10 protein-coding genes are annotated in these 15345 nt (G+C 32.9%); 9 read left to right on the forward strand and 1 reads right to left on the reverse strand.

Annotation, left to right across the window (positions count from 1 at the left end; all coding sequences use genetic code 11):
* Positions 1–119 precede the first annotated feature (119 nt).
* A complete protein-coding gene (locus KMW28_RS02785; protein ID WP_169664991.1) occupies positions 120–1469 on the forward strand; it encodes a hypothetical protein in 1350 nt (449 codons plus the stop codon).
* Between the two features lie 98 nt (positions 1470–1567).
* Here the strand turns inward: KMW28_RS02785 and KMW28_RS02790 are convergent, their stop codons facing one another.
* Positions 1568–4144 (reverse strand): T9SS type A sorting domain-containing protein, encoded by a 2577-nt coding sequence (locus KMW28_RS02790; RefSeq protein ID WP_169664990.1) that lies wholly within the window; start codon positions 4142–4144, stop codon positions 1568–1570.
* Between the two features lie 432 nt (positions 4145–4576).
* Here KMW28_RS02790 and KMW28_RS02795 point away from each other — a divergent pair, with 432 nt between their 5' ends.
* The 8 genes from KMW28_RS02795 (at position 4577) to KMW28_RS02830 (ending at position 15170) form a co-directional block, all read left to right on the forward strand.
* The gene (locus KMW28_RS02795) at positions 4577–5545 is read left to right on the forward strand and encodes a helix-turn-helix domain-containing protein (protein ID WP_169664989.1); all 969 of its coding nucleotides are present in this window, start codon (positions 4577–4579) and stop codon (positions 5543–5545) included.
* Positions 5546–5709: 164 nt separating this feature from the next.
* A complete protein-coding gene (locus KMW28_RS02800) occupies positions 5710–7023 on the forward strand; it encodes a DcaP family trimeric outer membrane transporter (protein WP_169664988.1) in 1314 nt (437 codons plus the stop codon).
* Positions 7024–7182: 159 nt separating this feature from the next.
* A complete protein-coding gene (locus tag KMW28_RS02805) occupies positions 7183–8559 on the forward strand; it encodes a serine hydrolase domain-containing protein (protein WP_169664987.1) in 1377 nt (458 codons plus the stop codon).
* A 202-nt stretch (positions 8560–8761) separates the two neighbouring features.
* On the forward strand, positions 8762–10054 hold the full coding sequence (locus KMW28_RS02810; protein WP_205958205.1) for a serine hydrolase domain-containing protein: 1293 nt from the start codon (positions 8762–8764) through the stop codon (positions 10052–10054).
* A 155-nt stretch (positions 10055–10209) separates the two neighbouring features.
* Positions 10210–11865: an amidohydrolase gene (locus tag KMW28_RS02815; RefSeq protein ID WP_169664985.1), complete on the forward strand. Its 1656-nt coding sequence runs from the start codon at positions 10210–10212 to the stop codon at positions 11863–11865.
* Positions 11866–11869: 4 nt separating this feature from the next.
* Positions 11870–12925 carry a CobW family GTP-binding protein gene (locus KMW28_RS02820; protein ID WP_169664984.1) on the forward strand — a complete coding sequence of 352 codons (1056 nt, stop codon included), beginning with the start codon at positions 11870–11872 and terminating at the stop codon, positions 12923–12925.
* 175 nt (positions 12926–13100) lie between these two features.
* Complete coding sequence (locus KMW28_RS02825; RefSeq protein WP_169664983.1) at positions 13101–13739, forward strand: trimeric intracellular cation channel family protein; 639 nt, start codon at positions 13101–13103, stop codon at positions 13737–13739.
* Between the two features lie 102 nt (positions 13740–13841).
* Positions 13842–15170 carry a serine hydrolase domain-containing protein gene (locus KMW28_RS02830; protein ID WP_169664982.1) on the forward strand — a complete coding sequence of 443 codons (1329 nt, stop codon included), beginning with the start codon at positions 13842–13844 and terminating at the stop codon, positions 15168–15170.
* Positions 15171–15345 lie beyond the last annotated feature (175 nt).

Consider the following 15345-nt stretch of genomic DNA (forward strand, 5'->3'; position numbering starts at 1 on the left):
TCACTCTTTTTTGTTTAAAAAAATATTGTCGACTAATTTATCATAACTTATTTATTAGTAATTGTTAATGAGAATTGATAAATTGAACAGTATCAATTTTTTAATCATTTCTTTCTAACATGTACAAACTATTTTCAATATTAATTTTAGCAAGCTTACTTTTTTCATGCTCTTCTACAAGTCTAGATCAAGTTTTGGAAGATGATAACATTGAAGAACCAACAGATGAAAGTGATAGTGTAACTATTTCTTTACAAGTAGACCCTAATTTCTTTGATAGTGTTGAAGATGATGTAATCAAAACAGAAGTCAATCATGGGTATTTATATTTTCAAAATAAAGAAGGGGAACCAATATCTGATTTTATAAATATTCAAAATAATGTTAGTGAGCTGAAATTACCATCTGAATATCTTGATGAAACAGTCTACTATGCATTTGCTAGAAACATCAAACGAACTTATGACGGTGAAAATACTAACCTTGCAAATATTAATTTCTATGAAATTCAGTTGAAAGAAAATTATCAATTAGATATACACAGATCAGGGAACCTACAGTACATACCACTTTCTTCAAGTGAACGATTAAATACAATTTTATCAACTATTAGAAAAGTAATTATAGTGCCTAATACCTATGAGATTTTAGATTACAACCCTTCTAGATATGATTTTTTGGAAAAAAAAGAATATGATGAAAATAGAAGTTGTTTTACTATTGAATTAAAAGCAAATAATTATGATGTGGAGAATGCTATTTTAAATTCTATATCTTTTATAGATAATAATGATGAAGTAAACTTTGTAGTGGTAGCAGATAGTTATGATCAAGATACCATCAAAATAAATGATGATCAGATTAATAAAACTATTCAAATATTGAATTGGGATGAAACTGGTAAAAATAAATTAGAACATTTTTATTTATTTACTGAATTAGAAAAAAATGGAATTACATTTTATGTGCAATTAGTAAATTTATATGGATTTAATTCGACGATAAAAAAACAGAATATTTTCCCTCAATTATTCATAAAGGATGCAACTGATGTTAACTATGGTATAAAGCATTTATATTCGAATGAAGAAAAAGCAATAATGTACTCTCAATATAGTTCTGAAATACCTTTTGATTTAGAGGAAAAAGATTTTAGTCCATATTTTAATATAAGTGGAAGTAATCATTTATACACATTAACTTCTAATGAGATAGAATGCACTTCTTATAAAGTTACTGCTGATTTTCAAATATCTATGATAGGAGATTACATTTCATATCTTTCTTACAATTATGAAAGTGTTCATCCTATTGAAGGATTCCAGTTTTTGTTCCATGAGCAATTATTGGAAAATCCTGAATTTGATATTACCAATAGAGAGGTAGAAAATAAGTGGGGTTATTTTGATAACCTTAATAATGTTCACTATTATCATAAGGATGCCTATAACTACGGAATTAGTTTTTAAAGAGCGTACTGCAAAAAAGAGTTTTATAAAAATGGGGTAGTTTATAATTTTATAAGCTACCCCATTATTTATAAGTTTTATGATTATGATAAGATGAATTATTGTAATACTATTCGCCCAGTATAAACATCATCATTTTTCATTGCCTTAACTATATATATTCCTGGATTTAAAGTACTAATGTTATATGACGGTTGTTCTACAAAGCTCTTAATTAGTGTTCCCTGAGTAGAATAGATGTTTAGGGAATCAATATTTTTATCTATACTAAAGCTTTGAGAAGTAGGGTTTGGATATAAATTTATCGATAAGAAATTTGTGTTTATTGAATTTATATCTTGATTATTTTCAACTTTTAGTGTTTTGTAAATAATAGTACCGTATTGATTGGGTGAATCTTCCTGTTTTAAGGTAATATTTACTTCCCCTTCATTTTTCAATCTAATTTTATTATCGACTATTTGAGCAATTTCTGGGTTAGAAGAAAACAATGAAATATCATCCAAACGGTTAGAGCTAATTTGAGGTATCAACTCTTGCTTATCTAAATGTATAGTCTCTGGGATTTCAAATTGTACATCATTAGCCTCTTTAATAATTATTTCATTTCTGTACTCAGAAAGTGAATAACCAAATCCCTTATTTTTATCTATTTCGTACTCAATTTTAAATAGATCGGTACTTAGGTCTAAAGAATAAAACTTAGTATTATTTTCTCTTATCCAGCCATTATCAGAACAGAAGTATAAAAGCCCTTCATTAATAGAAAATTGTTTTTGATAATATATTAAAATATCATCTGGAATGATAATATCTTTAGTTATTGACCATGTTTCCTTATTAAAAAATCTAAAAATACTAGGTTTCGTGAAGTCATTAGGCTTGTATAAAACAATAATTTTATCTTGATATTCTTTAAAAGTTAAGTATTTATAATCTTCATCAACTATAGTACGTTTAGTTACCTTTTTTTCTCCAAATGAATATTCACAAAAATCAACTTTTTGACCATTATCAATAGATACACTATAAAATAAATTTCCTTGTGAATTGATATAAAATTGATGTGGATAAAAGTTATCTTCATCTGATTCATATATATATGTTAAGGACTGCCGATTTAAATCAAATTCAAATATTCCAGGTTTTTGAGTACTTCCCTTATTTCTTGAATACCCATAAATCTTATCACCTTTTTTATAGAACTTACTTGAATTATTTTCAGCTTCTAAATCAGAAAATGTGTAAAGATCCTTTAATTGTTTGTTGACTAGATCATATAATATGAATTTCCCTTTATTGTAAATACCAGAATAAGGTATATACATAATTAGTGAGTCATTCTCAAGATGAAAAGAATTATTAATATCAGGGTAAGGTAGTTTATCAATAATTTGGTGTTCAGAAGTTAGAATATCAAGGGTATTTATATAGGATTCACCTTTTATGATGTCTTTAGTGAAGAAAATTACTTTATCCTTATTTTGTATTAATTCTGTATTGGTAAATTTATATTGTCCATCATCAAGTAATGAAGCTTTTGTAACAGAATTGCTTCGGTCATCATAAGTGAAAAATTCCCCATGAGCAACACTAATAAAGTGCATTTTATAGTCAGTTACAATAATATCATAATTCGGAATATATTCACTTTGTAAACTATTTTCTGCAAGTTCAAATGTTTCATTTTCTTTATTGTATTTAAAAAATGAATGATCATGACTATTTATACCACTATCATTAAAATAACAAATGCTATTATTAAATCTGAAAAATGGTAAATAATTCCAATATCTTTCAAACCTTTTAATTTGTTGATAGGAATTGCTTGTTAAATTAAACGTGAAAAGTTCATATTGACTCGTATTATTCTCATTGGAGAAAAATAATGTCTGCCCAAAAATAACTCCATCTTCTACTATAAAATCAATATTATAATTTATATCTAGATTTAATATTTCGAACTTGTTAGATACGTTTACTTCGTTAGTTGAAATATTAATTTTATAAAATTGATAATTATTGAGTGCATAAATGTGATTATCTTCAATTTGAATTCTTATCTCACTACCATTAGTTATAGTGTAAAGTAGCTTACTTGTATTATTTTCAATATCATATGAATAAATTTTATCTGAAGAACTAATAATGATATTTTGGTCATTAGCAGCAATATCAAAAATATCACTTTGTAGATTATTCCCCAATTCTATAATTTTTTGATTTTCTAGGTCAAATTCAACTATGGTATCCACTTTATCGTTTTCAGTTTTTAACGCATAAAGCTTATTTTGGTATTTGAATAAGTGAGAGTAAAATATTTTTGTATTGTTTGCTTTAAAATGTAAACATATTATTAGTTGATTGGTCTCAATATCAAATTCATTTATTCCTCCTGCTCCAAAATTGCCATAATTGACAAATAGATTATAAACTTTATTACCTATTTGGACATTTTCTAAGCGGTCAATATGACCATTGTATTTTTGTTTAAACTGATGTTCTAGTTGAAACGATTTTTCATCACTACTTAAAGATGTACTAACAATTGAACCTAAGGAATTTTCTCCACCATATAAATAGGTAAGCCAAAGTTCTTTGTCTTGAGCTTTTGATGTTGAAAAAAATAAGATTAAGAATAGAATAAAATAGTTTGCTTTATTGAAGAAGTTCATAGTTGTGTAAAATAAAAAGTACCAGTATTAGTTTTGTGATTACAATCTAATATTTTTCTAACTAAATGCCTATAATACTAGAAACTCAAAACACTAAAAGCCCCCTACGTTAGCAGGAGGCTTTATAATTACCCAAAATTAGCTTGAGAGAGTAGTAGAAACTAACCTATTACATTTTATTCTAATTTGATATGAAATGATAATTACGTGATACTATCTATCTTTTGCTTTACAAAGTTCAAGGATTAATTCTGAATTGATTTACACGATTTGATTAATGATTTGCATAAAATCGTCAACATTAAATCAACAGTTTACATCAAAAATTATTTATATTAGATTCGTGCTTTCATTTACTTTCTTATGAATTGATGGTACTCCCGAATCAATGGGACTCCTAAAAAAAATATTTCATTAACCTGCTATTTAATTGTGAAAAAATACCAAATCCAATCCAATGAGGACATGCCTCATGAGAGTTATCAAAGAATTGCTGAAGATTTTAATGGAACCTGGGATGGTGTCGATATGTTCATCGATAATGATGATTTGAAATTACAAATCACATCTTATGAATATATGGATGGAATGTATGTAGGGCATTTAAAGATGAACAGTAATACTCAAATTATATATTCCAACGTTCCCAATAAGGATAGAAATTTTGTGATCTTAAGAATTGGATATTCTGGTGCTTATTCTAAAAAAGACAAGTTTAGAAGGTTTAATCATGATGGGATATTTTTATACAATGCCAACCAATTATTTAATATAGAATATCCTTTTCAAATAAGCTGTCAGTGGATTACAATTCGTTTTCCATTAGAAGTATTCGATTTTTTCGAAGAGGATGGCGATTCTAAATTCAAACAGCTAATTAATGAGAAAGATGATTGGTTTCATTACTTTACTTTATCACCAGAAATTGAGGGGTATGTGAATGAATTAGTGAAATCTAGTCAGAATAAAACCAAAAGAAAGTTTTCGTATTTCTCTAGGGCCTTGGATATTTTAGGTGCTTTAAAAGAGAATATGGAAAAAGGATTGATGACGAAATCCAACATCAAAATACATCCCGAAGACTTTAGTAGTATGGTCTTGTTAAAGGATAAAATTTTAGCCGACTTTACCGAGCCACCTAATCTTAACGATTTAAGCTTCGAGCTCGGAATGAGTATATCAAAGTTAAATAGAAACTTTAAAGCAGTCTATCAATTACCAATTCTACAATACTTTAACCAACATAGAACGGAGGAAACATACCGTCAGGTGAAATATTCAGACAAAAGCTTAACAGAAATTGCTGATGATTTGGGCTACAGTCATGTAGGTCATTTAAGTAGAACCTTTAAGAAACATTTCGGATATGCACCATCATCTATCAGAGGAACTTTACAGTAATACAAAGTTTACTTTTTGATGTAAGTGGTTGCCGAGAATTTGTAAAGCATTTGAAATCTATTCCTACACCTTTGTAAAGTCATCATTAAGGGGGTGTCTATCAACGTCTCTAACTATTTGATGATATCACAATGATGATTTCAATCTAAATACAAATTCTTAAAATGAAAAAGTTTACTACACGTCTAAAGAGTAAGCATAGGCTTTTACACCCTTATGTTTTATCAATTTTAGGTTTTTTCCTTTCAGTACCATTATTCGCCCAAGAAAATAAAGAAGATCTAGTGGGCGTAAAAGGGGCAATTAACCCTCAGCAGATGAATGCTAGACAATTAGTAGGACAAGAATTAATCGATGATGCTTTTCCTAATTCCATTCCTATTTTTGGTTCGAAGTCGAGAATCAAGTTTGGTGGTTATGTGAAAATGGATTACATCCAAGATTTCAATTATATCGGTTCTGCTTATGAATTCGAAAGTGCAACTATTCCAATTAAAGGTTCACCTGAATCTTACCTTAAAGGTCAGTCTACATTTCATGCTAAAGAAACACGTTTCAACGTTGACTTTAGAACGGTGGTTAAAGGATTAAGATCTGGTAAGGAAATGCCATTACAAATTTTTATTGAAATGGATTTCTTTGAAGACGATCCTTCATTATATCGTCAACCACGTTTACGTCATGCCTATGGTGTATTTGGAAATATCCTTGCGGGTCAAACATGGTCTATTAATGCCGATTTAAGTGCAATTCCAGGTATTATTGACTTTGCTGGAGGTGATGGAACATATGGCGACCGTGTAATTCAAATCCGTTGGACCGATAAAATCACAAAGAACTTAAGTTATACTGTAGGTATGGAAGGACCAAAAAGTGGTATCGATAACCCTTACGAATTAGAAGGAGTTGCACGCACTACTATGCCTACGTTTGCTGGTAATGTGAGATGGGAAATGAATAAGTTTTCCCATATGCAGTTAGGTGCTGATGTATTTCAACATCATTGGCAAGGCGGTCAATATGGCCCAACGCAAAAAGCGTATGGTTACGGTATTAACCTAACAGGACGATTTGTATTGGACAAAAAACATCGTAATTCATTGATGTTTGGTGCCTCTACAGGTAAGGGTGCTGGACATAGAATTTTATTCTTAGAGTTTTCGCCAAGTGATGGTGTGATTTCTGACAATCAATTGGAATTACTCAATGCCCATCAAGCATATATCGGTTATAATCATTACTGGACGAAGAGCTTAAATACAACCGTTGCGGCTTATTATGCTTCATTGAATACAGTGGATTATCAATTAGACGAAACCACTCAGCAGGGAGGTACATTCCACGCCAACCTAGTTTGGATGCCTTATACCAATGTGTCATTTGGTGTAGAATATATGCACGGTGTTCACGTCGTTAAAGATGGAAGATACGGTCAGGCGAATCGTCTTCAGTTTATGACAAGATTCAGAATTCCTTAAAGACAATTTTATTGATGTAAAAACGAGTATTGAAAACGATTTCCGATTTCATGTAACTACTATCCTATTTCTTGTAAATCATTCAGTATCAATATTTTGATATTTGTATCATCAATCGAAATAAAGACACTTTAAAAGTTTAAATCAATCTAAAAGAAAATGAAAAATCAATTAATTAAATTCTCAACTATTTTATTGCCTTTTACCATGATGTTAAATACTGCATGTTCTTCTTCGGAAGCACAAAGCGAACATGAAGTAACTGTTCCAAAAACGGAAAAATATATTAGTAAAATTACAGAGACTACAACACCCATATCAAAAGTAAAAGATGGTTTCTCATTAGATTTTATCAGAGAAACGCATAGAAACTTTAGTACTCCCAATTGGCAGGCGGCAGGTGACCAATCGGTGTATATCAATATGAATATCCCTGAGTTTATCAATGTAGATATCGCAATGCCTACACATGAAGAACGTCACTTGGAACGTAATATTGATGCTGATTTAGGTAATACAAAGTTCACTTTAGAAGACGGATCTGAAACTCCTACTTTAAATGAATACTTGAATGATGATTACAATAGAGTACAAGGGATCATCATGGCACATAAAGGAAAAGTAATTTTTGAAGCATATCCAGGTATGAAACCTTCAGACTTCCATGTGTGGATGTCAGCTTCAAAAACAACGGTAGGTACTTTGGCGATCTTGCTGGAAAGTGAAGGAAAATTGGATCTTGAAAAACCAATTACTTATTATGCAAAAGAATTAGCCGGAACAGCTTGGGATAAAGTATCTGTAAAAAATGCTTTGAACATGGCTTCTGGTTTGGACTTGGAAGAAACAACAGCGGCATTCTCTGATCCTAATAGCTGGATTGAACAGTATTTCGCTTCTCTATTCGATATTGAAGGAACAGGTGACGGTTGGATTGAGGTAATGCGAAGAGTAAAGCCAATTGAAGGTGAAGAGCCAGGTGATCGTTTTCGTTATTCAACAGCTATTACGCAAGCTTTAGTATTAGCGATAGAAAGTGCGACAGGTCGAGCTTACAAAGATGTATTCAATGAAAAAATTTGGTCTCAAGTAGGTGTTCATAATCAATTTATGGTGGGACTAGCTTCCGATTACCATGCCGTAGGAGGTGGGTTAGTCAACACTACAATTGAAGATGCATTGAAATATGCGATGATGTATACACCTAGTTGGAATGTGGTATCTGATAAAAGAGTAGTTACCCCTGAGATCTTAAAAAGAATCAGAACTTTAGGCGATCCAAAAGCTTACCAAGGAAGTGAAGAGGAAGGATATAGCTTAGAATGGACTGGCGATATCGGTGAGAGAAACTCTGCACAGTGGGATCAAGTTTGGGCTGATGGAGCGATGTTCAAACACGGTAACATGCACCAAGGTATTTATGTAGATCCTGACAGAGATTTCTGTGCGTTTGTTTTCTCAAACACTCCTAATGAAAGATCAGATAAAGCTCCAGGTTTTATGCGTGCAGTGGCGAAAAAAGTAGCTGATCAATAAGAAAATATAGATTTAATAAATAAGGTAATAATAAGCTCGTCAGGAAAGGTCTACGGACTGATTCTGATGGGCTTTTTTCATATAAAAACAGAATTATCAAATAGCCGAAATCTTGTAAACACCTGCTTTTATCTTGTAAATGATTTCACCATCAAAGAGAGATATTTGTATATCATTAATAATCAATCAAATTACTAAGAAAATGAAAAGCTTAAATCAACAATCTCAAGAAAACAATATCATTGAAGCAAATGATGAGAATTTAAAAAGCAATATCCCTTTGAATAAAACACAAGAGGTGAGCCAATTCTTTAATGAGCCAGAGAACAAAGTCAAGATGCAATTTCCTAACGAAATGTCATCTTATGCATGGATAGAGCAATCAAAATATTATCCGACAGCACAAGTACCAAGGAGTGGTCAAGTAAGTGAATTGCCTTATAATGTAAATGCAAATATTGGAGAGATTCAGTATAAGAATAAAGACGACAATATGGTAAGTGTCAACCAACACTTTGATACGAAACCTATTGATGCAATGGTAGTCGTAAAGAATGGTGAAATTGTTTATGAGCGTTATAAAACAATGAAGCCAGATGAAAAGCATCTTTGGTATTCAGTATCTAAAGTAACAGGAGCATTGATGTTGGCTTTTCTTGAATATGAACAAAAAGTAGATGTCAATAATTATGTTTCTTTCTACTTACCAGAATTGAAAGATTCCGTTTGGGATACTGTAAAAGTAGAAGAAGCATTGGATATGGCTACTGGCTTAAATGGCACTGAGCACGATGAGGAAATTCAGAATTCAAGAACTGATCCTGATCAAATTTGGTACCGTTGGGCAGCAACTTCAGCAGTGGGTATTTTGCCAGATGTAAAAGAAAGAAATGAAACTTGGGTAGATGTCTTAAGATCTATGGAAAGAAAAACTCCAGGTCATCAGAAGTTTGAATATAACTCTATCAATACTTTCGTAGTCAACCGTATTGCTGAGAGAGTAGCGGACAAACCATTGAACGAAATGTTTGCAGATCGTATCTGGAGTAAAGCTGGAATGGAGCATGATGCATTTTATATGATGAGCCCTTCAGGAAATACATTAGGCTTTTTAGGAGTTAATTCAAGCCTTAGAGATCTAGCAAGATGGGGAATGGTATTTACACCAAGTTGTGAAAAAATAGCAGGAGAAGCACTTGTCCCAAAAGAAATCATGGATAAGTTTTATGATAACAGATTTGTAGAAATGTATGATAAAGGGTGGATTGGTAAACAAAACACAGTTTCTTTCTATGATGAAGCAGGAAAAATCTACAATAGATACCAATGGGATGCGATTATGTCTGATGGAGATTTGTATAAAAAAGGAGTAGGAGGACAAGGTGTTTACATATCACCAGAAAATGATACAGTAGTAGCATGGTTCTGTACTAGTGATGGAGAAAACCAAGAAGAAGCAATGGCAAGAGCAATTGTCAAAGCGATTAACGCATAACAATGAGCAATAATGTAAGGGTCCTGATTTATATCTCTTTTGGTGATGAAGGAGGTAAATAGAAGGTGTTTTAAAACCAAGACATTTGTATCATAAGCTTTAAGGTAATGGATAATAACCCAATTGCCTATTTAATATCAATCAATACTATAAATATGAAAAATCAACAAAAAGTAACTGTTTTCACTGCTAAAAAAATTCATACCATGGATCAAGGAAATCCAGAAGCGGAAGCAATAGCAGTCCTTGATGGAAAAATATTATCAATAGGAACATTAGAATTTATGAAGCCTTGGCTTGACAGGTATGATGTTACTTATGACGATACATTAAAAGATAAAATTATTCTTCCTGGTTTAATCGAACCACATTCTCACTGTTGGATGTCAGCAGGTTTTCTAGGATTAGATTATATTGGTCCACTTCCTTGGCCAGGTTTGAATGGTATCAATCCACCTCACCCTCATTATGAAGATGTGATTGAATATTTAAAAGAAATTCATGCGAAGAAAGAAGATCCAAACGAAGCAATCATTGCTTGGGGTTTTGATCCCGCCAATCAAGGAGGTAGCTTGGACCGTAAAGTTTTGGATGCTATATCGACGACTCGTCCCATCTTTGTGATTGGCTTTGTTCCTCACTTTGCTTATTTAAATTCACCTGCCATTGAGATGGCAAATATTCCAGAAGGCTTACAATCTCCTCATATTTTAAGAGAAGAAAATGGTGATTTGAAAGGTGTTTTCTTAGAATCTGATGGTGCAAAATTAGCCATCGCACCAATTATCGATGTCATTTCAGAATTGGGTGGAGAAAAAGGTTTGAAGTTTATGAGTGGAATTGGTCACCGTGCTGGGATCACCACAATTGCCGATTTGATGTTTGGTGTTTTGAATTATGATGAAGAATTAAAGGACCATGTCAATGCGACCAACGATCCTGATTTTCCTATCCGTATGTCATTAACTCCACATGCGATGTCGATGACATTGGCTCACGGAGATAAAGCACCAGAATTTGTAAAAGGGTTGAAGCAATATGAAACGGATAAGTTATTTTTCACAGGAGTAAAATTCTTGAGCGATGGTTCTTTCCCGTTGATGGGATCTCAAGTCAATTTTCCAGGTTATTTAGATGGAGGAAATGGTGTAGATGGAGATGCTTCTTTCAAAGAAATGCTTCCTTATTGGAAAGCTGGGTTCCAGATTCACTGTCATGCAAACGGCGATTTGGCTTTAGATAATTCTTTAGACATGTTAGCCAAATTACAGGAAGTTCATCCTCGTTTTGATCATAGATTTACCATAGAACATTATGCGATTAGTAATCCAATGCAAGCAAGAAGATTGAAAGCATTAGGTGGCTTGGCAAGTGTCAATAACTACTTCTCACACTTTAGATCATTATTGCATTCAGAACATGCATACGGTCCTGATAGAGCACAGAGAGAAGCACGTCTTGGATCATTAGAAAGAGAAGGAGTTATCTTCGCTTTGCATTCAGATTATCCACAAGTAGTAGTTCCAATGCATCCATTAACTGCTGTATATGCTGCAGTCACAAGAATTGCTGAAGATGGAAAAACAGTGGTAGCAGAACACGAAAGAATTGGTGTGGAAAGAGCATTACGTGCCGTAACGATTGATGCTGCTTACATCTTAGGATTGGAAGATAAAATAGGTAGCCTTGAACAAGGAAAAATGGCGGACTTTACCGTATTGGATCAAGATCCGATGGAAGTTGAGCCAGAAGAAATCAAGGATATTCCAATCTGGGGAACAGTATTAGGTGGTAAAATCAATAAATGCTAGTAAGATGAATTCGATTAAAAAAACAATGACGAATCCATTGGATCAAGCTTTGGATGCAAGACAAACAATGTCGGGGTTAATATTTGCCGCTATGGCATTGAGAAATAAAAATATAGCACCTGTAAAAACAATTCCTCTTACCATTTTAGGAGGTTTTCTTGGAGCAGGAAAAACAACCATGCTAAATCATCTCCTTCAAAATCCAGGAGGAAGAAAGATTACCGTTTTGGTCAATGACTTCGGAAAAATCAATATTGATGCTGTAATGGTAGAATCGCAAACGGATGATATGATTAGTCTGACCAACGGTTGTGCATGTTGTGCTGTATCAAGTGATTTGACAAAAACATTAATTGATATTGCAGATAAGGAAGAACAACCTGATGCCATTATTCTTGAATGTAGTGGTGTTGCAGAACCGGGTTCTATAGCACAAATCGTTTTGTCAAATAAAGCAATTCGATTGGATGGGATCATTACTTTGGTAGATGCGGAGACGTTTTTTGAACGTTTGGAAGATGAATCAAGCCAACAATTATTCATCAATCAACTGACTTCTGCAGATATCATTTCCATTGGTAAAACAGATTTAGTTTCTGATGAAGAAAAACAAAAAATCAATCAATGGATCGCAAAGCATCAACCCAATAAAGCTGTTTTGGAAACAGTGGAAGGTGATGTACCTACTGATGTGATATTGGGTGTTGAGGCGGATCATAATTTGGAAGATGAAAAAGCAAAGGCCATCAAAAAAACAAATCACAAGCACACATTTGAGAGCGTTAGTTTTTCATTCGACACACCCTTTAAGGAAGAAAAGATCAATGCATTTATAAAGAATTTACCCGCTCATATCATCAGAGCAAAAGGAATTTTGCAAATTGATAGTGATTTGGATAAAAAAATGATCTATCAAAGAGTAAGTAAACGCTGGTCGTTGAAAAGTGATGAACAGTGGGGAAATGAATCACCTGTTTCTAAGTTGGTATTTATTGCCAACAAAGGATCAATTGATAAGACTCAATTAAAAAAAGAATTAGAAGAAGCTTTATATGATTGATATACTTTGCTAGTTATGAAAATGCTCATCAGGAAAGACAAGTCTTTTGTCTGATGGGCTTTTCTATTTTATCATTTGCCTATATCATATAACCAACTGATTATTTCTTGCAAACCTTTACAATTTTAAAAAAGGACCTTTGCTTATCGATTATTGAAAAACAAAACACTAAAAAATGAATACTCCAGAGATCTATTATACATTAGGAATGCTGGGAACAGTGGCTTTTGCAGTTACTGCCGTGCTTGCTGTTATCCCCAAACAAATTGATTTATTCGGTGCTATCGTTATGGGAATAGTCACTGCTGTTGGAGGTGGAACAATTAGGGATATGATATTAGATGCTCCCGTTTTTTGGGCTACTGATCTCAATTATATTTGGGTCGCAGTGGTATCTAGTATTGTCGCCTTTTATGGGAATCAATTCATGTCCAGAAAAAATATCTACTCTTTGATGTTGTACCTTGATGCGGTAGGTATTGCTATGTTCGTCATCCAAGGAGCTGAAAAAGCGATAGCTTTAGATTTTGCTCAACCTGTTGGACCTGTTTTATTAGGTTTGATAACCGCTATTGGAGGAGGAATTACAAGAGATGTATTGGCTGGGAACACCACTTTATTGCTTAAAAAAGAATTGTATGCTCTTCCACTAACTTTTGGAGTGATTTCATATTTAATTCTAATTCAAATTTTCCCTGATCAAGTGAAGTTGATGGGTACTTTATGTGCTACCCTTACTTTCTTTATCCGTGCGGCCGCTATTCATTGGAAATTACATGTTCCAAATTGGATGTTGATATCTAAAAGGTCATAAGATCAAGATTGACAAAATCATGTAAAGACTAAGTCTTTTCTTGTAAATAGTTTCAGGTTGAACAAAAGATATTTGTGTCATCAATCAATCTAAAAATGAAACATGAAAAAAATATTATTATCATCATTATTAGCAGGATCAATTATGTCACAAGTAAATGCTCAAGGAACCAACGTTCACGAAATTGATGGAGATTATAGAACACCGATAAAAGAATTCTCAAATGGTTTCACTCAAGATCAAGTTCAAAAGTTTAGAGAGAACTATAATTTGCCGCATTTATTAAAGGGTGGAGATGATGCCGTTTGGTGGGGATTAAGAACTTCAGAATTGTTCAATACGGCATTACTTGAGCCGAATCACAAAATGGAACTAGTCAAAAATATTAATCCAGCGGTAGGAGAGATCAAAGCACAAACCAAACATTTTGGAGAGATCTCATTAAATGATTTCATGGTGCATCCTCACAGTTATGCACAAGGTTTCTTAGTGGTTCATAAAGGTGAAATCGTCTTTGAAAACTATCAAGGAATGACAGAAAACGATCATCATGTTTGGATGTCTGCAGCGAAGATTATTCCAGGTTTGGCAGTAGATTTATTGATTTCTGATGGTAAAATAGATGAGAATCAAACCATCGGACATTATGTACATGACTTTAAACACACTGCTTATGGTCAGGTAAAAGTAAAAGACGTGATGGATATGACTACAGGACTTAATTCTGAAGAAAATGACGAAACACGTTCAGATCCCAATTCTATTACTACAAGAATGTTCTTAGCAGAATTTGGTTTGCCGTACAATGGTAAAAATGAAAAAGTAAGGGATGTATTGAAAGATGCGGAGTCGACTCACCCTGCAGGGGAAAAATTAGAATACGGATCACCACATACACAAATGTTGGTTCTTTTAGTAGAGGCGGTTTCTAACCAACCTTTTTCAGAGTTTGTCGATGAAAGAATTTATTCAAAAATGGGAGCAGAGTCTACCCTAAACATTCACTTATCGCCCAACGGAGTGGCCATTGGTCATGGTATTGTTTCCAGTAGACTACGTGATATGGCAAAGATAGGTATGTTATACACACCAAGTTGGAATAAAACGGCTACAGAACAAGTGGTTTCTCCTGAGATCATTAGTAGAATTCAGCATGGAACAAGATCAAGAGAGTTTTATAGAAACGGATTTGATGGTTCTGTGTTTGTAGACCGAATAGGAGACGACGATGTGATTTCGAATGCTAGACAATGGGATGGCGTTTGGGAAGATGGTGATTTCTGGAAATCAGGTATCCAAAGTCAAGGTATCTATGTTTCTCCAAAGAAAGATTTAGTAATTGTTTTCTTCTCAACCAATGTTCCTGACGATTCTATCCATAGATATGCTCGTCAGATTGCAAACTCAGGTTTGTTTGATGAAGAACAATAGAAGACAAGTGTTTTAGTAATATTTTCATTGATTGAAAATTGATTTGGGTATTCCCAATAGAGGTATTCATTTTGATAGTTTATCAGAATGATGCCTCTTTTTTTTAATCAAATAATTGTGGTGAGTAACTGATATAAATGAAGACAGTTTTATGCAAAATACCTGTCGTTTTGTG

The sequence above is a fragment of the Flammeovirga yaeyamensis genome (assembly GCF_018736045.1).
Classification (GTDB): Bacteria; Bacteroidota; Bacteroidia; order Cytophagales; family Flammeovirgaceae; genus Flammeovirga; species Flammeovirga yaeyamensis.

Excerpts from the sequence above, each read along its gene's own strand:
- KMW28_RS02785 (WP_169664991.1), top strand. The coding sequence starts at position 120 with ATGTACAAACTATTTTCAATATTAATTTTAGCAAGCTTACTTTTTTCA.
- KMW28_RS02790 (WP_169664990.1), bottom strand. The coding sequence starts at position 4,144 with ATGAACTTCTTCAATAAAGCAAACTATTTTATTCTATTCTTAATCTTA.
- KMW28_RS02800 (WP_169664988.1), top strand. The coding sequence starts at position 5,710 with ATGAAAAAGTTTACTACACGTCTAAAGAGTAAGCATAGGCTTTTACAC.
- KMW28_RS02805 (WP_169664987.1), top strand. The coding sequence starts at position 7,183 with ATGAAAAATCAATTAATTAAATTCTCAACTATTTTATTGCCTTTTACC.
- KMW28_RS02810 (WP_205958205.1), top strand. The coding sequence starts at position 8,762 with ATGAAAAGCTTAAATCAACAATCTCAAGAAAACAATATCATTGAAGCA.
- KMW28_RS02815 (WP_169664985.1), top strand. The coding sequence starts at position 10,210 with ATGAAAAATCAACAAAAAGTAACTGTTTTCACTGCTAAAAAAATTCAT.
- KMW28_RS02820 (WP_169664984.1), top strand. The coding sequence starts at position 11,870 with ATGAATTCGATTAAAAAAACAATGACGAATCCATTGGATCAAGCTTTG.
- KMW28_RS02825 (WP_169664983.1), top strand. The coding sequence starts at position 13,101 with ATGAATACTCCAGAGATCTATTATACATTAGGAATGCTGGGAACAGTG.
- KMW28_RS02830 (WP_169664982.1), top strand. The coding sequence starts at position 13,842 with ATGAAAAAAATATTATTATCATCATTATTAGCAGGATCAATTATGTCA.